This window comes from Pelagerythrobacter marensis (genome assembly GCF_001028625.1).
Taxonomy (GTDB): Bacteria; Pseudomonadota; Alphaproteobacteria; order Sphingomonadales; family Sphingomonadaceae; genus Pelagerythrobacter; species Pelagerythrobacter marensis.
In genome coordinates, this window is the sequence record NZ_CP011805.1 from 2,728,224 (window position 1) to 2,746,589 (window position 18,366).

Below are 18,366 nucleotides of genomic sequence, written 5' to 3' on the forward strand. Positions count from 1 at the left end.
GAAGCCGGCGGATCGCGCCGGGTGGACGCTAGCCGATTCCGTCGTTCTTGCGTTCGACGGTGATCTTGATCTGCTGGAGCGAGATGATCGCGACCCAGAACCCGATCACCGCCAGCGCGCTGGAACCGAGCACGGTCATGGCTGCGCCTTTCAGGCCGTTCCATCCCATCGCCTTTTCCAGCAGCAGCAGGGCCAGCACGGTAGGCACCGCCCGCACCAGGAAAGCGGTGCCCGCGCGCCCTGCCGAAACGAGCAGCGATTCCAGGCTTGCGCCGACCAGCTCGATCGCGCCGGCAACCGCCAGGATTACCATCGCCCAATAGACGACGCCGAATTCCGGGCCTGCAATAGCCTCCAGCCCCCAGCGGCCGAAAATCAGCGCGACCAGCACCGCCAGCGCGCCCCCGACCAGTGCCATATTGGCCATTCGGCGGGCCATGTCGTGCGCTTCATCCTGTGCGTGGACCAGCTCGGGATAGATCGCCTTCGACACCGTCTGCGCCAGCTGCACCAGCGCCTGCCCCAGCTGCGAAGCGACGCGGAAACCGCCGGCAAAGGCTTCGCCGCCGATTGCGCCGACGAGCAGGATCATGACCTGCTTGCCCCCGACCGAAAGGCTGCCGGACATGTTGGTCGACCAGACGAACCGCCAGGCGCCGGGATGTTCGCGGGGAATGCGCCAGAGGCTGATTTGCGAAAAATCGATCTTCTCGCGCCAGGCCGCCGCCGCCCACAATGCCAGTGCCACCGCAACTTCCGCCGCAGCCCAGGCGAGGATGAAGCCTAGCACCGTCGGCATAAACAGGGCAGCCAGGATCGCACCTGCGGCCCGGACCACCGGTTGCACGGCCTCCGCCGCCGTCGCGCGCCCGAACTGGAAGCGCAGGCGCAGCAGACCGGTCGGGGTGGATCGCATGGCCAGCAGCGACACGATGCAATAGCCGAAGGCCACCCACAGCAGGTCGTGCGGCAAGGGCAGCCAGTGCTGCGCGCTCCAAACCAGTGCAGCGGCGATGACGCTGCCTATGATGACGCTGAGGAAATCGAGCGCGATGGCAAAGCCCGTCGCTTCGCCGGCGCCTTGCGGCTCGCTGCCCCAGCGAACCACGAATTGCCAGGTCTGGAAATTGGCGAGGCCCGTCACGGTCTGGCCGAGCGCGATGATCAGCGCGAAATAGCCGAACGCCTCGATCCCCAGGGTGCGCGTCGCCAGCGCAAGATAGACGAGGCTGAGAACGGCATTGACCGCACGACCGCTGAGCAGCCAGCCGATATTTCGCAAGAGCCGCCGCATTGCACGCTACGGCGGCGTCAGCCCGCCGCTGCCTTCCGTTTGGCGAGCAGACGCTCGGTCACTTCGAAAGTGCGTTCATTATCGACGTCCACCGCGTATTCGCCGCGCGAAAGCACGATCGGCACCAGTTTGAACCCGAACCGGCGCGATACCTGGGCGAACAGTTTTTCCTTCGAACCCCAGCCGAGATAGAACCGCACGAGGTTGATCACGCCGAACGCCTTGGCGATCCGGCGCGGGTATTTCACGAACTGGCCGCCGCTGCGCATGATCTCGGCTGCAGAAAGCGCGCGCTCGCTGCCGATCCAGTAAGTGTTGCAGTTGGAATAGCTCCCGTCGGAGAACTGGTAGAAGCGCGACTGCCCTTCGGGGTCGGCGGCCTGCACGTCTTCCTTCCGCGCCAGAGCCGCGGCGGCCCCGGCATCTTCCGCCAGCGCCTTCTCGATGAATTCGCTGTAGCCTTCGGGGGTGACGAGGCAGTTGTCGGCCGTGGTGATGAGAAGGGGGAACTGTGCATCCTCCGCGCCCGAGAACACGCTGTCGACCAGGTTGAAAGCGCCGGGCCGGAATGACAGCCGCCCTTCGTCCACCAGCTTCGCGACCACCGGAATGGTGGCGATCTCGTCCGGCTCGTGCGCGACGATGCGGATTTCGCCCACTTGCGGGCAGGCGGACACTGCCTCCACCACGTGTTCGATCATCGGTTTTCCGCCCACCGGCACGACGCATTTCTGCGCCACACCTGCGCGCGCGGCCAGGGGATCGAGGACGCCGGAACGCTTGCCGGCCATGATGAGAGCGGTGACGGTCACGCCCGTTCCCTAGACCCATGGGACGGATTGGCAACCCTTGCCAGAGCGTGCGAGCCCCGGCAGGGGCAACGAATGCGCGTGATCTTCAGCCGGAAGGGTTTCGACAGCGCGGCGGGTGGCGGCGCTTCGCCCATCGTCGATGGCCGTCCGGTCAGTCTGCCGATCCCCGCCGGCGGGGCATCGCGCACGACCTACGGCGCGCTCGGGCTGGGCGAACTCGTCAGTCGGGCCAGCCGCGGCCGCCATGGGCCAGACGATCCTTGCCATCACGATCCGATGTTTCTGGCGGACGGCACCTGCCTGTTCGGCCAATGCGGGGCGGCGCAGACCCACCTGACCAATCGGGGTGTGGGCGCAGGCGACGTGTTCCTGTTCTTCGGCCTGTTCCGGGACGAGGGCACGGGCGAGCCGCATCATCGCATCTTCGGCTATCTCGCGGTGGAGGAGGTCATCCCGCTTGCCGGCTGCGCGCCGGGGGTGCTGGACGCCCTGCTCCGTCACGACCATCCGCACGCCATTGGTATGAGTGCGGCGAACGATACCGTCTACCACGGCCCGGGGCAGGTGGCGGGGCGGGCCAGCGACGCCCTGCGATTGACCGTCCCCGAAGGGCCGCCCTCGCTCTGGCAGCGGCCGGACTGGCTCCGCCGCGGCGGGCTCAGCTATCACGACCGCGCCGACCGCTGGCTGCGCGGGGGACGGCTGAAAAGCGTGGCGCGCGGGCAGGAATTCGTTGCCGATATCGGCCGCCGTACGGCCCCGCGCGAATGGCTCGCGCGGGTGCTGGAAGAGATCAGAGCGACTTGATGATGGCCGAGAAGTCCAGCGCCCCGTGCTCCGCGGCGAAATCCTCGTAAAGCTCCTTCGCATGTTGCCCCAGCGGCGTGCTGGCACCCGATGTTTCGGCAGCTTCCATCGCGAGCTTCAGATCCTTGAGCATAAGGGCGCTGGCAAACCCGCCCTTATAATCGTTGTCCGACGGGCTTTGCGGGCCGACACCGGGAACCGGGCAATAGCTGGTCATCGACCACGACTGTCCCGTCGCCTTGGAAGAGATGTCGTAGAAAACCTGGGGGTCGAGCCCAAGTTTTTCGGCCAGCCTGAACCCCTCGCAGGTTGCGATCATCGTCGCGGCGAGGATGAGGTTGTTGCACAGCTTGGCAGCTTCCCCCGCGCCCGCGTCGCCCGCGTGGATCACAGCCTTGCCCATCGCAGCCAGGATCGGTTCGGCGCGCGCGAAGGCCTCGGCCGTGCCGCCGACCATGAACGTCAGCGTGCCGCCGTTGGCCGCCGCAATGCCGCCTGAAACCGGCGCGTCGACCATCAGGTAGCCTTTGGCGCTTGCGGCTTCGGACAAGTCGCGGGTCGTCGCGACATCGATTGTCGAACAGTCGAGCACGATCGCGCCCTGGGGCGCATGGCCGAAGACATCGTTTTCCAGAACGCCCCGCACGATCGCGCCGTTGGGCAGCATGGTGACGACAGCCTCCACACCTTTCACGGCCTCCTGCGCATCGGCAAAGACCGTGCAGCCGTGGCCTGCGGCAGTGGCGCGGGCGTCTTCGCTGAGATCGAAGGCGTTCACGGCATGCCCCGCCTTGACGAGGTTGGCGGCCATCCCGCCACCCATATTGCCGAGGCCGATAAAGGCGATTTTCATGATTTCTCTCCGCGTATTCTTTTCTCGTGCCAGGGAAGGATTATCGCCCCTTCCACTTGCCCTCGCGCTTCTCAACGAAGGCGGCCATGCCTTCGGCCTTGTCTTCGCTGGCGGCGAGGATCTGGAAGATGCGGCGTTCGATGATCAGGCCCTGGTCGAGGCTGGTTTCGAAGGCCGCATTGACCATTTCCTTGTTCGCGATCGCGGCCATCGGCGGCATGCTGGCGATCTGCGCGGCAGTTTTCAGCGCTTCGTCGAGCAGCGTGTCATGCGGCACGACGCGCGCGACCAAGTTGCTGCGCTCGGCTTCAGCGGCATCCATCATCCGGCCAGTGAGGCACATCTCCATCGCCTTCGACTTGCCGACGGCCCTGGTCAGGCGCTGCGATCCGCCCATGCCCGGCGCGACGCCCAGCTTGATTTCGGGCTGGCCGAACTTGGCGTTTTCGCTCGCGATGATGAAATCGGCCATCATCGCCAGTTCGCAGCCGCCGCCCAGCGCGAAACCGTTGACCGCCGCGATCCACGGCTTGCGGGTCTTCTTTACGATCTCGCTGGTCCAGGGGCTGAAGAAATCCTCCAGGTAGAAGTCGGCCGCCGCCTTCTCGCTCATTTCCTTGATGTCGGCGCCCGCGGCGAAGGCCTTGTCGCCCGACCCGGTCAGGACCGCGCAGAGCTGTCCCCGGTCCGCCTCGTAGGCGGCGAAGGCGTCGATCAGTTCTTCGAGAATCGTGCTGTTCAGCGCATTGAGCGCCTTGGGCCGATTGAGCGTGATCAGCGTCACTGCATCGCGCTGTTCGACGGTGATGGTTTCGTAGTCGGCCATTCGGCTCTCTCCAATTTCGTCACCCTGAACTCGTTTCAGGGTCCATGCTTCTGTCCGCACTGTCCCCCGTGGGGCGAGATGGATGCTGAAACAAGTTCAGCATGACGGTGCGGGGTTTTACTTCAGCGGCGTCCATTCCTCGCCCTCGGGCAACGGGGCGAAGATGCTGTCGATCAATTCTTCGCTCACGCCCTCGGGCGCTGCGGGGTTCCATTGCGGGTCGTTCGTCTTGTCGACGATCACCGCGCGCACACCCTCGGCAAAATCGGGGCGGGTCAGCACGCGGCTGGCGATGCGATATTCCATGCGCATGTTGTCGGCGAAGCTGTCGAGTGTTTCGCTGGTCGCCAGCTGGCGCAGCGCGACCTTGCAGGTCTGCGGGCTCTTGCTGCGCAGCGTGGCGAGCTCCTTCGCCGCCCATTCGCTGTCGTCTGCCTCGAGGCTGGCGAGGATGTCCTCGTAGCGATCCGAGGCGAAGTGTTTCTTGATCAGCGCGGCATTCTCTTCCAGCCGCGCGGGCGGCGGGGTGGTGGAAAGTTCGGACAGGATCCCGCCGATCCGGTCGGGATGCTCGATAATCCGCGCCTTGGCTTCGGCGAGTTTCTCAGCCGGCAGGTAATGCGTGGCGATACCCGCCCAGACGCATTCCGCCCCGTCGAGCCGCGCACCGGTCAGCGCGAGGAACTGGCCGAGCCGCCCGCCCAGCCGCGACAGATGCCAGCCGCCGCCCACGTCGGGGAACAGGCCGATGCCGCTTTCGGGCATGGCAAAGCGCGTGTTCTCGGTCGCGACGCGATATTTGCACGGCAGCGCGATACCGACGCCGCCGCCCATGGTGATGCCATCCATGAACGCCACGATCGGCTTGCCGTACTCGAACATCTGGTGGTTGAGCCGGTATTCGTCGTGGAAGAATTCGCGCCCGCTTTTCCCGCCATCGTTGAGCGCGGAATGGCGCAGCAGATTGATGTCGCCCCCCGCGCAGAAGCCGCGCCCCTCGGCATGGTCGAGGATGACGGCCTCGACACCGTCGTCGGCCGCCCAATCGGCGAGCGCCGCGCTCATCGCATGGCACATGTCGAGCGTCAGTGCATGCAGCGCCCTGGGGCGGTTGAGCGACAGGTGGCCGGTGCGGCCATGCGCGTGGATGTTCAGGTTCTCGGTCATTGGGTTTCTCATGTTGCCGCGGGTCGCGGTTACTGGCGCAGCAAGTCCCGGCCCACGATCATGCGCATGACCTGGTTGGTCCCTTCGAGGATCGAGTGGACGCGCAGGTCGCGCCAGAAACGCTCGATCGGGTATTCCTTCAGGTATCCGTATCCGCCGAACAGCTGCAGCGCGTCGTTCACCACGTTGCTGCCGCTGTCGGTCGCGAGCCGCTTGGCCATGGCGGAAAACTTGCTCTTGTCGGGTGCGTTGTCGGTCACCTTGGCCGCGGCGAGATAGAGCAGCGCGCGGGCCGCCTCCAGCTCGGTCGCCATATCGGCCAGCATGAACTGGGTGTTCTGGAAATCGGCGATCGGCTGGCCGAACTGCTGGCGTTCCCGGGTATATTTCACCGCTTCGTCAAGACAGCGCTGCGCCCCGCCGAGCGAGCAGGCCCCGATGTTCAGACGCCCGCCATCGAGCCCCATCATCGCGAAGCGGAACCCCTCGCCCTCGTCGCCGATCCGGTTGGCGACGGGTATCCGTGCGTCTTCGAAGACGACCTGCGCCGTGGGGCTGGCGTTCCAGCCGAGCTTCTTTTCCGGCTTGCCGAAGCTGACGCCGGGGGTGTCCTTTTCCACCACCAGGCAGGTGATGCCCCTGGTCTTGTGCTCGCCGGTGCGGACCATGACGACGTAGATATCGTTGAAGCCGCCGCCGGAAATGAACTGCTTGGTCCCGTTCAGGACATAGTCGTCGCCATCGCGGCGGGCGGTTGTCTTGAGGCCTGCGGCGTCCGATCCGCTGCCCGGTTCGGTCAGCGCATAGCTGGCGATGTTTTCCATCGTCACCAGTTTCGGCAGAAATCTGGCCTTGGCTTCCCTGCTGCCGAAACTGTCGATCATCCACGACGCCATGTTGTGGATCGAGACATAGGCGCTCGTCGCCGGGCAGCCGTAAGCCATGGCTTCCATGATCAACGCGGCTTCCAGCCGGCCGAGCGCGATCCCGCCGCTTTCTTCCGAAACGTAGATCGCGCCGAAGCCCAGTTCCCCCGTCTTCTGGATCACGTCGCGCGGGAAATGATGCGTTTCGTCCCATTCGGCAGCGAAAGGGGTGATGTTGTCCGCGGTGAAACGCTGCGCCATTTCCTGAATGGCGAGCTGATCATCGGTCAGCTGGAATTGTCCGGTCATGGGCAGGCTCTGCTTCGGTGGCGCCGGGGCAAGCACGGCGGGAGGGGGAGGTGCGGCGTCGCGCGCAGTGGCCCGGCCGGCGATATGGCCGGGCCGCTGCATGCCGCGGGGTTACCCGCAGGTGACGTCGGTGATCGTCATCGCCTGATCGTACATCACGTTGACCCGGTCCTGCCGGAAATCCATCGTGAATGCTGCACCGGGAGGGCCCCAACGCAGCTGGCGCGCGCCGGTGGCCTGCAGGATTCGCGAGCCGACCTGCCCGGTTGCCTTCTGGCCGACATAGGCGCTGGCCGCATCGGCGCTGCAGGTGCCGGGGCCGCCGTCGGGGCTATCGGCGGTGGTGGCGCAGGCGGCCAGCATCGCGGCGGGCGCTATAACGGCGAGGGCTTTCAGATCGGGCATCAGGCTTCTCCTTCACTCGGGCATTCGACATACCGCAGGGGTTCGGGAATGGCACCTTCGCCATATTCGCTGCGGATCAGGGCTGCGCCGTCTTCCGCGGATTCGAGCGCCATGTCGCGGGTCCGTTCCATCCCTTCGCCGGTAAAGGCGAACGTTGCGCGGATGGAATCGCCATCACGTTCGGCCACGTTATCCAGCGTCGCGCGCGATTCGTAGAACGTCACCGATTGGCCGTCCACTTCGATCAGCCCCTTGGCATCGCCGCGGGTCGAGGTGCAATCGGCGGCAACCAGCCCCCAGCGGCCGTGCAGCGCGGCCGGAATGCCGGTGCCATCTGCGTCCAGCGGCGCGGCACCGTCGCCGATCCCGCCGTCGGGTTCGACCGGCATTGCATCTTCGGTCCCGTCGGGTGTGGGGGCGTCGGCGTCGCTTGCGGGTTCTCCGCAGGCGACAAGCGCCAGGGCCGGTAAAGCCGCAAGGAATGAAATCGTTCGCATCGAACTCTCCTGTCTTCGCTGTTGGCGTCAACTCGCGAAACGAGCCGACTTTCCCGGCATCCGGTCACCCCATTGTCGGGATGACGAAAGCGTTCGATCCATCGCCGCCGCCATCGGGCCAGCGCTGGGTCACGGTTTTCACTTTCGTCCAGAACTTCAGACCTTCGGTGCCGTACTGGTTGGTATCGCCAAAGGCGCTGCGCTTCCAGCCGCCAAAGCTGTGATAGCTGACCGGGACGGGGATCGGAACGTTGACCCCGACCATGCCGACGTTCACCCGGGCCGCGAATTCGCGCGCCGCGTGGCCGTTGCGGGTGAAGATGGCGACGCCGTTGCCATACTGGTGATCGCTCGGCAGGCGTACGGCTTCCTCGAAATCCGCCGCCCGGACGATCTGGAGCACGGGGCCGAAGATTTCCTCCTGATAGGATTTCATCTGCGGGGTTACCCGGTCGAGCAGGGTCGGCCCGACGAAGAAGCCATTCTCGTGCCCCTGGAGCGAGAACCCGCGCCCGTCGACGACGACTTCGGCACCTTCCCCCTCGGCGGTGTCGATCCACTGTTCGATCCGCGCCTTGTGTTCCGGCGTCACGACCGGCCCGTAATGCGCGTCGGGATCGTTCGATACGCCCACACGCAACCCTTCGATCGCCGGGATCAGCTTTTCGCGCAGGCGATCGGCCGTGTCCTCGCCCACCGGAACGACGACCGGCAGCGCCATGCAGCGCTCGCCCGCCGAACCGAAGGCGGCGCCGGCCAGGTCGTTCACCACCTGGTCCAGATCGGCATCGGGCATGACGATCCCGTGGTTCTTCGCCCCGCCCATGGCCTGGACGCGCTTGCCGTTGTCGACCCCGCGACGATAGACGTAATGCGCGATGTCGCTGGAGCCGACGAAGCTGATACCTGCAATGTCGGGATGGTCGAGGATTGCATCGACCATTTCCTTGTCGCCGTGGACGACCTGCAGCAGCCCTTCGGGCGCGCCGGCTTCCAGGAACAGTTCGGCCAGGCGGACCGGCACGCTCGGGTCGCGCTCGCTCGGCTTCAGGATGAAGGCATTGCCCGCCGCGATCGCCATGCCGAACATCCACATCGGGATCATCGCCGGGAAGTTGAACGGCGTGATCCCGGCCCCGATGCCCAGTGGCTGACGCATCGAATAGACATCGATGCCCGGCCCGGCGCCAACAGTATATTCACCCTTGAGAACCTGCGGAATGCCACAGGCGTATTCGATCACTTCCAGGCCGCGCTGCACGTCGCCCTTGGCATCGTCGACCACTTTGCCGTGCTCGCTCGAAAGCATCTCGGCCAGGTCCTGCATATTGGCCTCGATCAGTTCCTTGAAACGGAACATGACCCGCGCGCGCTTCTGCGGATTGGTTATCGCCCATTCCGGCTGGACTTTCTTCGCGGCCGCGACCGCCCGGTCGAGCATCGCGGCATCGCCCAGCGCAACTTCTGCCTGGACCTCTCCGGTCGAGGGGTTCCACACCTGGTGCCTGCGCCCCGTGCCGCCGCTGGCTCCCCCGGCGATAAAATGGTTCACCTGACGCATGGCATCTCTCCTGCTGGTTCTCGTTAGCGCTCGATCTGGCGCGGATCGTGCCGATTGCAAGCGTACAGACAACACTCAATCCTGCAGGTAGAAGCTGCGATTATGCAGGATATCAACTGGAACGATCTGCGCGTCTTCCTGGCGGTGGCCGAGGCAGGGCAGATTGCGCGCGCAGCACGGGGCCTGCGGCTTGACCCGACCACGCTCGGGCGCCGGCTGCGGCGGCTGGAGCTGCAGCTCGAAACCACATTGTTCGAACGCACGCGCGAGGGCCAGACGCTGACCAAGGCCGGTGAAGGGCTGCTGGCCAGGGCCGAGACGATGGCGCGCGCCGTGCGCTCGATCGATAGCGCACGCGAACAGCGATCGGGGCTGGGCGGCAACTTGCGGCTCAGTGTCTCGGAAGGGTTCGGCAGTCGCTTCCTCACCCCCTACCTGCCCCGGTTTGCCCGCACGCATCCCGATCTTTCGATCGAACTGGTTGCCAGCAGCGGCTTTCTCAGCCCGTCGCGGCGCGAAGCCGACCTGGCGGTAATGCTGTCGAGGCCGGAAGCGGGGCCGGTAATCTCGCGCAAGCTCGCCGATTACAGCCTTCGGCTATATGCCAGCGCCGACTATCTGGAAATCCACGGGGAACCGCGCGCGCCGGCCGATCTTGCGCGGGGGCACCGGCTGGTCAGCTACATCCCCGAACTCCTTTACGCGCCCGAACTCAATTATCTGGACGATTTTCATTCGGGCCTGTCGGCGGATATCCGCTCGACGAGCATCAACGCGCAAAGCCGCCTGATCGAAGAAGGCGCAGGGATCGGGGTCCTGCCCTGCTTTATCGGCGACCGCGCGCCCGGGCTGGTTCCGGTATGTCGCGAGCGGATGATCCAGCGCAGTTTCTGGATCGTCACCCACCAGGACATGCACGGGCTGCCCCGAGTGCGGATCGCGCGCGACTGGCTGCTGGATTGCGTTCGCGCTGGCCGTTCACTGCTCATGCCCGATTGACCGCCGCCCCACCTTCAGGCAAATGCGCGCTCCCAAAGCGGGTGTAGCTCAATGGTAGAGCAGCAGCTTCCCAAGCTGACGACGAGGGTTCGATTCCCTTCACCCGCTCCACGGCCGCCTTCCCAAAACATCCCGGAAACGCCATAAAACCCTTGGAAATCCGAGGGTTTCTGGCGTTCGGTTGTCCTGCATTTGCCGCTCGCGTTTTCGGACGGAGTGCGTTTCGACCAATTGCAGTTGCGGCTCTCGAAAAAAACGAGAATCGCGAGGTGTCACAGCTCATTTTCACGATCAGTCAGACGCCCGGAGGCGAGCTGCTCAAGCGCGATCGGGCGCATCGCTCGCCGCAATCCAAACCGCTGCATTCAGCGCGATCAGGCGCGGCGGCAGATTGATCACCAGGGACAGGTTTCGTTTACCGAACCCGTGAAGGTACCCGTGGGGCGGTCACCGCCGAGGAGAGCAATCCGCACTGCTTCGGCGGCGCCCTGCTGAACGGTCTCGGTGCCTTCAAAATTGTTGAGCGCGGTGCTGGTGAAGCCCGGCGTCACTGCGTTGACCATGATGCCTTCCGCTTCGAGGTCGATCGCAAATGCGACTGTCAGGGCGTTGAGCGCCGTCTTGGACGCGCCATATCCGGGGTTGAATGTCGCTCGGTAAGGGTGCGGCGTGGAGTTGATGGTGAGCGAGCCAAGTCCGCTTGAAACATTGACGATACGTGCGGCTTCCGACTTGCGCAGCAGCGGCAGGAAGGCCTGCGTGACGGCCAGGACCCCGAACACATTGGTCTCCCAGATGGCTCGGACCTCGTCCACCGAGATGAGAGAGGCCCGCGAGCGCTGGATATAGCTCTCCATTGTCTCGCTTTCCTTCCCGTTGGCCCGGGAGATCGCGGCATTGTTGATCAGGATATCCAGGCGGCCGAACTGCTTCTCGACTTGTGCGACGGCGGCGTTGATCGAAGCCTCGTCCGTCACATCGAGTTGAATGGGATGGACCTCTCCGGAAAGGCTTTGTGCGGCTGCCTCGCCGCGTTCGGGATTGCGCGACGCGAGCAGCACGGTGAGACCGCTAGCGGCGAGGTCGGTTGCGATTTGCAGGCCGATGCCTTGATTGGCGCCGGTGACGAGGGCGATGCGCGTGTTCTCGGTCATGATACGATCCTGTTCTTGAGTGGACGATCAGGACATGGTCACGGGCGACTGGACGTTCTATATCCGTACGTCCAAAGAAATTTCGCATGAGTCCAGAATGACCGATCCCCTGGCGCAAATCGTCAGCTTGCTGCAGCCGGGTGCGCCGTTCTCGAAATGTGTCACCGGATCAGGTCCATGGCGCGTCCGGCGCACGCAATCGCCCAATCCCTATTACGTCGCGGTTCTCAACGGGAGCTTGCGCTACTGGGGCCGCAAGAGCGGCGAGATCATTGTCAACGCCGGCGATTTCATCCTTATCCCCTTTGCGCAGGACTTCATGATGTGGAGTGCCGTGCCAAGCAGCGACAGGGACCTGGTGACGGCTCCGGTCATTCTGCCCGGAGGCGATTACCGCGTCGGTCGCGCTGACGGCCCGATCGATATGAGGGCGCTTGTCGGCTACTGCGTCTTCCAGTCCGACGATGCTGGCTTGCTGTCATCGTTGCTGCCCGAACTGGTGGTCGTGCGGGGCGAGCATCGCCTGGCCATGTTGATGCAGCTGCTGGGAGAAGAGGCCGTCGGCAGCAAACCGGGGCGGGAAATGGTGTTGCGGCACTTGCTGGAGGTGCTGCTGATCGAGGCGATGCGATCTTCGGCCGAACCGGGCAACAATCCGGGATTGCTGCGGGCGCTGTCGGACGACCGGCTGGCCGTGGCCATTCGAGCCATGCATGCAGAGCCTGGGCGTGGATGGACGGTGACAGAACTGGCGCGTGAGGCGGCGCTGTCCAGATCGGGGTTCCATGACCGGTTCCAACGCGCGGTCGGCCTGGCTCCGATGGAATACCTGACGGCATGGCGGATGACTTTGGCCAAGGACCTCTTGCGCAAACGAGAATTGAGCGTGAGCGCGATCGCCCGGCAGATCGGATACAGCTCCGCCAGCGCCTTTAGCGTCGCATTCGGGCGAAACGTGGGTGTCTCCCCGGCGCGCTATGCCAGCCAAGCAGCCGCGGCATCCCCCGGCATTGCGGCGGAGGAATTCGAAGGCGCCATTGCCTGACGAGACGGCATCGGCGCTGTTGCGCGGCTTCACGTCTAAATTCCTGCCTCGCGTGCGCATTCGCTCGCCCGGGATCGCGCACAAGACCAGGTTTCCGCCTGCCCATGATCTGATCCACATGCCGTTCCTGCTGCCTTCAGGGCGGTCGCCTGCCTCCCTTCATGCCGCAGCGAGGGCCAGCGATCCGAACGCGCGGATTTTCAATCGCGGATCAAGCGATAGTCCCGGGGGTTCAGCCGGTGTCTGGCCAGTTTATCGTACAGCGTTTTGCGCGGGAGGCCGAGCTCGTCGATCGCTTGGGGGATATTCCCGCGGGTATTTCGCAGGGTGTCTTCCAGAACCGCCCTTTCGAAGGCAGCGAGCCGGTCGCGCAGTGTACCCGATTGCCTGCCCGGCATGCCCGAGCCCGATCCAGCGGGCGAATCCAGCTCCAGCACGTGATTGCGTGCGAAGGCGCGCAATTCGTGCAGATTGCCCGGCCAGAGGTGAGTCATCAGATGTTGCCAGATGGTGTCGCCTATCGGCTTGGCGCTCCGGTCGAACTCGCGTTCGAATTCGGCAACGAAATGGCGGAAAATTACCGGAACGTCCTCGCGGCGGGAGGCGAGGGGCGGCAGCGCGAGTGTTACGCCCTGAAGGCGATTGATCAGTGATCGGCTGACACCGCCGTCCGTCTCCCCTTCGGCCAGCAGGTTCCGCGCGGCCGAAACGATCCGCAGGTTCGCCTGCCGGGGACGTGCCGCCCCGATCGGCAAATAGCGGCGCTGTTCGACCACACCGAGCATGCGCGCCTGGAGCGGGACCGGGATCGTTTCGATGTCGTCGAGAAACAGCGTTCCGCCGCTGGCCCGTTCGATCAGCCCCGATCGCGATAATGCACTGCCCGGATCGCGGCCGAAGATGATCAGCTCGGCATCCTGGTGCGCCCAGGTCTCGGCCCCGATGGTGACGAAGGGGCGTTCGTGACGGGGGCTGAGATCATGAATCTGGCGCGCGAGAAAGCTCTTTCCCGTCCCGCTCTCGCCGGTCAGGAACAGGTCGATTTCAGCCCTGCTGACTTCCGCGACCAGACGTTTCAACCGGTCGACCAGCGCCGAACTGCCGAGCAGGGCCGGCAATGTGCGGCTGCGCAGGGCGTCGCGCAATCGCCGGTTTTCGATGACCAGTGCGCGCCGGCCGGCGGCGCGCCGGATCGCGTCGAGGATGGCGGCCGATGAATAGGGCTTCGTCAGGAAATCGGACGCGCCGTTCTTCATTGCGTCGACTGCCATCGCCACGTCGCCGTGACCGGTAGTGAAGATCACTGGAAGTTCGTCGTCCAGCGCCCGGACGGCTTCGAACATCTCGAGGCCGTCCATCCCGGGCAAGCGAATATCGCTGACCACGACGCCATCGAACTCGCGCGTCAGGTGCTGCAGCGCGGGTGCGGCGGTTTCGAACGGCTCGACCGAAATACCTTCGAGTTCGAGCCCCTGCACCACCGCTTCACGCAGCGGCGCGTCATCCTCGATAAAGACGACCCGGACCTGGTTACCAGTGCTCATGCGCGAGGGATCCGCATGACGAATTCGGCGCCCCCGTCGCGGGCGCTGAGCGACAGATCCCCGCCGAGCGACCGCATGATGCCGCGCGAAATCACCAGTCCCAGGCCGAGCCCATCCGGCTTGGCGGTGGCGAACGGCTGAAACAGCTGTTCCGTTTCCTCACCGCTCAGGCCGGGGCCATTGTCGATCACACTCAGATTGCAGAACCCTGCTTCATTGACGACAGACAGTTCGATCCTGCCCCCGGGCCCCACCGCGTCGAGGGCATTCTGCAACAGGTTCACGAGCACCTGTTCAAGCCGCACGGGCTCCGCACGTACCTGAACGGCGCAATCATCGGCGAGCGGGGTGATCAGCGTCGCCCCCGACCGCCCCACCCGGTCACGAAGCAGGAGGAGGGCGCCGTCTATGGCTTCCCTGAGCGGGAAGTTGCGAGGTTCGGCGGCATCGCGGCGGGCGAACCGCCGCAATTCGGAGGTTATCCTGCCGATCCGCTCAGTCAGGTCGACGATCTGCCGGAAGTTCCCGCCGGCGTCGGTCGCTCTGCCGGCAGACAACAGACGTTCGCCGTTCTCCGCAAAGACGCGGATCGCTGCGACCGGCTGGCTGATCTCGTGCCCGACGCCGGCCGATACCTGACCCAGCGTAGCCAGTCGGTTGGCCTGGTTGAGCTGTTCGCTCAACGTGCGTGTCCGTTCGGTCAGCAAGGCTTCGTCCAGCAGTTTCCTGCGGCGACGAAGGTACAGTCCAAGAGCGATCGCACCTCCGGCCAGGGCGATCGCAAGCAGGACGTAGAAACGGCCGTTGGCAACCGCGGCATCTATTCGCGGCCGGGGGTCGGCCAGGAGATGCAGAGTCCAGCCATCGAGCGCGATGGGCTGTTCGGTATCGAACAGCGGGGCAGTCACCGCCCGACCGAATCCGGAGCGGCCCCCGATATCCAGCGGCTCCAGAGCCTCCACCCCGAACTGCAGGCGGTCCAGCTCGCGGTCGCGTGTGGATGCTCGTGCGGGGCCGATCGTTCGGAAGCGCCAGGATTCGTCGCTTGCCAGAAGGACCACCCCATCGCGGTCCGTCACGAAGACTCCATGCGTTGCCGCGCCCCAATTCGCCTCCAGCGCGTCGAACTCGACTTTCACCGCAACCACGCCAACGGGTTGCCCGTCCGCCACGACCCGCTGGGCGATGTACAGACCCGGCTGGCGACTGACGGTGCCGAGGGCAAACTGGGTTGCCGAACCCGTCTCCATCGCCTGCTGGAAATAGCGCCGGAAGCTGTAGTTCGAGCCGACGAATGTCGTGGGCAACTTCCAGTTGCTCGCAGCCCGCGTCTGTCCGCTTTCGTCCATCAGGTAGATCACGGCGGCGTTTGTCTGGCGGGCGAGGTCCTCCAGCCGGCGGTTGAGCAAGGCCCTCTGGCCCGGTGCGCCCGAGAGAAGGCTACTCACCTGCGGATCTTCCGCGAGCACCAGTGGGACGAGGCTGAACTTGTCGAGCTCTGCCTGAAGGCTGGTCGCGATAATCATCGCCTCGTTGCGCGCATCCTGCTGCGCTGACGCAAGGGCTCTCGTTCGGGCCAGGTGATCGATCGACCATATCGCCGCACCCAGCAGGACGAGCGCGATCGCGGCCAATGCGACCAGCCTGCCACGGGGGCGGAGAAGACCTGCGATGCGATGCACGATCACGCTCTGTGCGAAATTTCACACAACTGTCAAAATGCGTGTGCGAAAATCCGCACAAATCTCAGGTTGATCGCAGTCATGTATTTGAATTTATTGACTGAAAAAAATTCCGTGTCTTGTGCGGCATGGTCCTCCCGCCACGCCTAGCCTGCATCCCGAGACGCCAGCAGATGGCGCAGAGAGGGTGACTGAAGCGATGGCAGTGATCGATCACGATCGGATACCGGTCGGCGCAGAGCCGCGACGCAAGCCGTTCTACCGGATGCTGTACGTCCAGGTGCTCGCGGCGATTGTCGCGGGCGCGCTGCTCGGACATTTCGTGCCCGATCTCGGCGCGTCGCTGAAGCCGCTGGGCGATGCGTTCATCAATCTGGTCAAGATGATCATTGCCCCGGTGATCTTCCTCACCGTGGTGACCGGCATAGCCTCGATGAAGGACATGACCGCGGTCGGCAGCGTTGCGGTCAAGGCGCTCGCCTATTTCATGTTCTTCTCCACACTGGCCCTGATCATCGGCCTGATCGTGGCCAACGTCGTGCAGCCGGGCGCCGGCCTCGATATCGATCCGGCCACGCTCGATCGGTCCTCGGTCGCTGCCTATGCCGACACTGCGCACGAGCAGACGCTGTCAGGCTTCCTGCTGGCGATCATTCCCACCACACTGTTCAGTGCCCTTACCGAAGGAAACATCCTTCAGGTCCTGCTCGTGGCGATCCTCGCCGGGGTCGCCCTGTCCGCCACGCGCCCCAAGAGCGATCTCGTGCTCGACGTTCTGACCTCGTTGAACGAGGTGGTGTTCAAGCTCGTCCACATGCTGATGAAGCTCGCGCCCATTGGCGCGTTCGGGGCGATTGCTTTTACGATCGGCGAATTCGGGATAGGTTCGCTGGTCAGCCTCGCGGCGCTGGTGGGCACGTTCTACCTGACATCGCTGCTGTTCATCGTTCTGGTGCTGGGCACTGTCGCCCGGCTGACGGGCTTCTCCATCTTTGCGCTCGTCAGGTATCTGCGCGAAGAGCTCCTCCTGGTTCTGGGAACGTCCTCTTCGGAAGCTGCACTGCCGAGCCTGATGGAGAAGATGGAAGTCGCCGGCTGCCGCAAGACGGTGGTCGGCCTGGTCGTGCCGACGGGATATTCGTTCAATCTCGATGGCACCAATATCTACATGACCCTGGCCGCCCTGTTCATCGCCCAGGCGGTCGGCATTGATCTGTCGCTGGGCGAACAGATCGCGCTGGTGCTGGTCGCGATGGTGAGTTCGAAGGGGGCGGCGGGCGTCACCGGGGCCGGCTTCGTGATCCTCGCGGCGACGCTGTCGGTCGTGCCTTCGGTCCCGGTTGCCGGCATGGCACTGATCCTGGGCATCGATCGTTTCATGAGCGAGTGCCGGGCGCTTACCAACTTCATCGGCAACGCGGTCGCCACGATAGTCGTGGCCAAGTGGGAAGGCGCGCTCGACAAGAACCGGCTTGCGGCGGCAATGGGTGGAGAGCCGCTGCCGCTTCCCGCTGCGGACAGCGAGCGTCACGAGCGCACGAGCCCGCACCAGCCCGCAATCGCGCATTCCGGGGGGGAAGTCTGATGATCACCCGACGCACGGTGCTGGGCGCGACCGGGGCGATCGCCGCCGCCGGGCTCGTTTCGCCGGCTTCGCCGCTCGCGGCGCATCCGTATGAGGAGATCGCACTCTGGCCGGGTACGCCGCCGGGCAAAGGCGGGCCCAAGGGACCAGAGAAGATCGGCGGCGAGGGGTCGGGATACGGCGCGGTATCGAACATCTCCAACCCGCGGATGCGTGTCTATCGTCCGAATGCGCCCAACGGCAAGGCGGTGCTGGTGCTGGGCGGCGGCGGATACTTCCGCATCCAGCTATGGAAGGAATCGACCCCCGCGGCGCGGTGGCTGCAGAATCGCGGCTACACCGTGTTCGAGCTGATTTTCCGCCTGCCGAACGACGGCTGGGAAGCAAGTGCCCCGTTCGCCGACGCGCAGCGGGCGATGAAGATCATCCGGACCCGCGCGGACGAATTCGGCGTAAGGCGCGATGCGATCGGGATCATGGGGTTTTCCGCAGGGGGGCACCTTGCGGGCTACACCGCGCTCCTGCCCGATCGAAACCTCTACGAAGGGGGCGACCGCTACGAGGCGGCAAGCGCGCGGCCCGATTTCGCCGTGCTTCTGTTTCCGGTCGTATCGCTGCGCAAGCCCTACGATACAACGCGGACCCGGCGCGAAATCATCGGGACGGACCCGAGCCTGGGGGCGCAGGAGGCATGGTCGCTCGATACCCACGCTTCCGCCACTGCGCCCCCGACGATCATTTTTTCGGCGGCTGACGATCCGATCACGCCGCCCGGGCATGGGATCGCGCTGTTTCAGGCTCTGGTGGCCAGAGGCGCGCCGGCCGAGCTGCACATTTTCGAGGAGGGCGGCCATGGCTGGGGGCTGGGGACCCCGCAGGAAATTCTGAGCCAGTGGCCGGAGATATTCGAAGCCTGGCAAACCAGGCGCAATCCAGACAACGGATAAAGGGGAGGGGAAA

At 64.8% G+C, this 18,366-nt stretch carries 17 protein-coding genes and 1 tRNA gene; 6 read left to right on the forward strand and 12 right to left on the reverse strand.

The genetic code is table 11. The features are described from left to right. Positions 1 to 28: 28 nt before the first annotated feature. Both AM2010_RS12870 and mobA read right to left on the reverse strand, forming a co-directional pair. Positions 29 to 1,294, reverse strand: coding sequence for a lipopolysaccharide biosynthesis protein (locus AM2010_RS12870; protein WP_047807413.1), 1,266 nt, complete (start codon positions 1,292 to 1,294; stop codon positions 29 to 31). Between the two features lie 17 nt (positions 1,295 to 1,311). Beyond that, positions 1,312 to 2,106: a molybdenum cofactor guanylyltransferase gene (gene mobA / locus AM2010_RS12875; protein ID WP_236699467.1), complete on the reverse strand. Its 795-nt coding sequence runs from the start codon at positions 2,104 to 2,106 to the stop codon at positions 1,312 to 1,314. Positions 2,107 to 2,178: 72 nt separating this feature from the next. On the opposite strand from mobA, the gene AM2010_RS12880 reads away from it, so the two are divergent. Next, positions 2,179 to 2,913, forward strand: a complete 735-nt coding sequence (locus AM2010_RS12880) for an Nmad3 family putative nucleotide modification protein (protein WP_047807414.1) — start codon at positions 2,179 to 2,181, stop codon at positions 2,911 to 2,913. Here AM2010_RS12880 and mmsB read toward each other — a convergent pair. The 7 genes from mmsB to AM2010_RS12915 all read right to left on the reverse strand — a co-directional run bounded on the left by mmsB (position 2,900) and on the right by AM2010_RS12915 (position 9,397). Beyond that, the gene (mmsB, locus tag AM2010_RS12885) at positions 2,900 to 3,766 is read right to left on the reverse strand and encodes a 3-hydroxyisobutyrate dehydrogenase (RefSeq protein WP_047807415.1); all 867 of its coding nucleotides are present in this window, start codon (positions 3,764 to 3,766) and stop codon (positions 2,900 to 2,902) included. The genes AM2010_RS12880 and mmsB overlap by 14 nt on opposite strands. Before the next feature lie 40 nt (positions 3,767 to 3,806). Further along, on the reverse strand, positions 3,807 to 4,592 hold the full coding sequence (locus AM2010_RS12890; protein ID WP_047807416.1) for an enoyl-CoA hydratase-related protein: 786 nt from the start codon (positions 4,590 to 4,592) through the stop codon (positions 3,807 to 3,809). A gap of 117 nt (positions 4,593 to 4,709) precedes the next feature. Beyond that, the gene (locus AM2010_RS12895; RefSeq protein WP_047807417.1) at positions 4,710 to 5,759 is read right to left on the reverse strand and encodes an enoyl-CoA hydratase/isomerase family protein; all 1,050 of its coding nucleotides are present in this window, start codon (positions 5,757 to 5,759) and stop codon (positions 4,710 to 4,712) included. A gap of 29 nt (positions 5,760 to 5,788) precedes the next feature. Further along, a complete protein-coding gene (locus AM2010_RS12900; protein WP_047807418.1) occupies positions 5,789 to 6,934 on the reverse strand; it encodes an acyl-CoA dehydrogenase family protein in 1,146 nt (381 codons plus the stop codon). Between the two features lie 111 nt (positions 6,935 to 7,045). Then, positions 7,046 to 7,339: an I78 family peptidase inhibitor gene (locus tag AM2010_RS12905; protein ID WP_047807419.1), complete on the reverse strand. Its 294-nt coding sequence runs from the start codon at positions 7,337 to 7,339 to the stop codon at positions 7,046 to 7,048. Beyond that, entirely contained in the window at positions 7,339 to 7,836 is a 498-nt protein-coding gene (locus AM2010_RS12910) for a hypothetical protein (protein ID WP_047807420.1), read from the reverse strand. The genes AM2010_RS12905 and AM2010_RS12910 overlap by 1 nt, the downstream gene beginning before the upstream one ends. 64 nt (positions 7,837 to 7,900) lie before the next feature. After that, the gene (locus tag AM2010_RS12915; protein WP_047807421.1) at positions 7,901 to 9,397 is read right to left on the reverse strand and encodes a CoA-acylating methylmalonate-semialdehyde dehydrogenase; all 1,497 of its coding nucleotides are present in this window, start codon (positions 9,395 to 9,397) and stop codon (positions 7,901 to 7,903) included. Positions 9,398 to 9,499: 102 nt separating this feature from the next. Here AM2010_RS12915 and AM2010_RS12920 point away from each other — a divergent pair, with 102 nt between their 5' ends. Beyond that, entirely contained in the window at positions 9,500 to 10,396 is an 897-nt protein-coding gene (locus AM2010_RS12920) for a LysR family transcriptional regulator (protein ID WP_047807422.1), read from the forward strand. Between the two features lie 37 nt (positions 10,397 to 10,433). Next, a tRNA-Gly gene (locus AM2010_RS12925) sits at positions 10,434 to 10,507 on the forward strand. Positions 10,508 to 10,791: 284 nt separating this feature from the next. On the opposite strand, the gene AM2010_RS12930 is transcribed toward AM2010_RS12925, so the two are convergent. After that, positions 10,792 to 11,550, reverse strand: coding sequence for an SDR family NAD(P)-dependent oxidoreductase (locus AM2010_RS12930; protein WP_047807423.1), 759 nt, complete (start codon positions 11,548 to 11,550; stop codon positions 10,792 to 10,794). A gap of 97 nt (positions 11,551 to 11,647) precedes the next feature. On the opposite strand from AM2010_RS12930, the gene AM2010_RS12935 reads away from it, so the two are divergent. Then, complete coding sequence (locus AM2010_RS12935; protein ID WP_047807424.1) at positions 11,648 to 12,595, forward strand: helix-turn-helix transcriptional regulator; 948 nt, start codon at positions 11,648 to 11,650, stop codon at positions 12,593 to 12,595. A gap of 200 nt (positions 12,596 to 12,795) precedes the next feature. Here AM2010_RS12935 and AM2010_RS12940 read toward each other — a convergent pair whose 3' ends face one another. Both AM2010_RS12940 and AM2010_RS12945 read right to left on the reverse strand, forming a co-directional pair. After that, positions 12,796 to 14,139, reverse strand: coding sequence for a sigma-54-dependent transcriptional regulator (locus AM2010_RS12940; protein ID WP_047807425.1), 1,344 nt, complete (start codon positions 14,137 to 14,139; stop codon positions 12,796 to 12,798). Further along, positions 14,136 to 15,821 carry a sensor histidine kinase gene (locus AM2010_RS12945; RefSeq protein WP_150115293.1) on the reverse strand — a complete coding sequence of 562 codons (1,686 nt, stop codon included), beginning with the start codon at positions 15,819 to 15,821 and terminating at the stop codon, positions 14,136 to 14,138. Before AM2010_RS12945 ends, AM2010_RS12940 begins: the two co-directional genes overlap by 4 nt. A gap of 199 nt (positions 15,822 to 16,020) precedes the next feature. Between AM2010_RS12945 and AM2010_RS12950 the strand changes: the two genes are divergently transcribed. Together AM2010_RS12950 and AM2010_RS12955 are read left to right on the forward strand one after the other, a co-directional pair. Continuing rightward, positions 16,021 to 17,406 (forward strand): dicarboxylate/amino acid:cation symporter, encoded by a 1,386-nt coding sequence (locus tag AM2010_RS12950; protein WP_047807427.1) that lies wholly within the window; start codon positions 16,021 to 16,023, stop codon positions 17,404 to 17,406. Next, the gene (locus tag AM2010_RS12955) at positions 17,406 to 18,353 is read left to right on the forward strand and encodes an alpha/beta hydrolase (protein WP_047807428.1); all 948 of its coding nucleotides are present in this window, start codon (positions 17,406 to 17,408) and stop codon (positions 18,351 to 18,353) included. Before AM2010_RS12950 ends, AM2010_RS12955 begins: the two co-directional genes overlap by 1 nt. Positions 18,354 to 18,366 lie beyond the last annotated feature (13 nt).

Coding starts and splice junctions, on each gene's coding strand:
- AM2010_RS12870 (WP_047807413.1), bottom strand. CDS start 1,294: ATGCGGCGGCTCTTGCGAAATATCGGCTGGCTGCTCAGCGGTCGTGCG.
- AM2010_RS12880 (WP_047807414.1), top strand. CDS start 2,179: ATGCGCGTGATCTTCAGCCGGAAGGGTTTCGACAGCGCGGCGGGTGGC.
- mmsB (WP_047807415.1), bottom strand. CDS start 3,766: ATGAAAATCGCCTTTATCGGCCTCGGCAATATGGGTGGCGGGATGGCC.
- AM2010_RS12890 (WP_047807416.1), bottom strand. CDS start 4,592: ATGGCCGACTACGAAACCATCACCGTCGAACAGCGCGATGCAGTGACG.
- AM2010_RS12895 (WP_047807417.1), bottom strand. CDS start 5,759: ATGACCGAGAACCTGAACATCCACGCGCATGGCCGCACCGGCCACCTG.
- AM2010_RS12900 (WP_047807418.1), bottom strand. CDS start 6,934: ATGACCGGACAATTCCAGCTGACCGATGATCAGCTCGCCATTCAGGAA.
- AM2010_RS12905 (WP_047807419.1), bottom strand. CDS start 7,339: ATGCCCGATCTGAAAGCCCTCGCCGTTATAGCGCCCGCCGCGATGCTG.
- AM2010_RS12910 (WP_047807420.1), bottom strand. CDS start 7,836: ATGCGAACGATTTCATTCCTTGCGGCTTTACCGGCCCTGGCGCTTGTC.
- AM2010_RS12915 (WP_047807421.1), bottom strand. CDS start 9,397: ATGCGTCAGGTGAACCATTTTATCGCCGGGGGAGCCAGCGGCGGCACG.
- AM2010_RS12920 (WP_047807422.1), top strand. CDS start 9,500: ATGCAGGATATCAACTGGAACGATCTGCGCGTCTTCCTGGCGGTGGCC.
- AM2010_RS12930 (WP_047807423.1), bottom strand. CDS start 11,550: ATGACCGAGAACACGCGCATCGCCCTCGTCACCGGCGCCAATCAAGGC.
- AM2010_RS12935 (WP_047807424.1), top strand. CDS start 11,648: ATGACCGATCCCCTGGCGCAAATCGTCAGCTTGCTGCAGCCGGGTGCG.
- AM2010_RS12940 (WP_047807425.1), bottom strand. CDS start 14,139: ATGAGCACTGGTAACCAGGTCCGGGTCGTCTTTATCGAGGATGACGCG.
- AM2010_RS12950 (WP_047807427.1), top strand. CDS start 16,021: ATGGCAGTGATCGATCACGATCGGATACCGGTCGGCGCAGAGCCGCGA.
- AM2010_RS12955 (WP_047807428.1), top strand. CDS start 17,406: ATGATCACCCGACGCACGGTGCTGGGCGCGACCGGGGCGATCGCCGCC.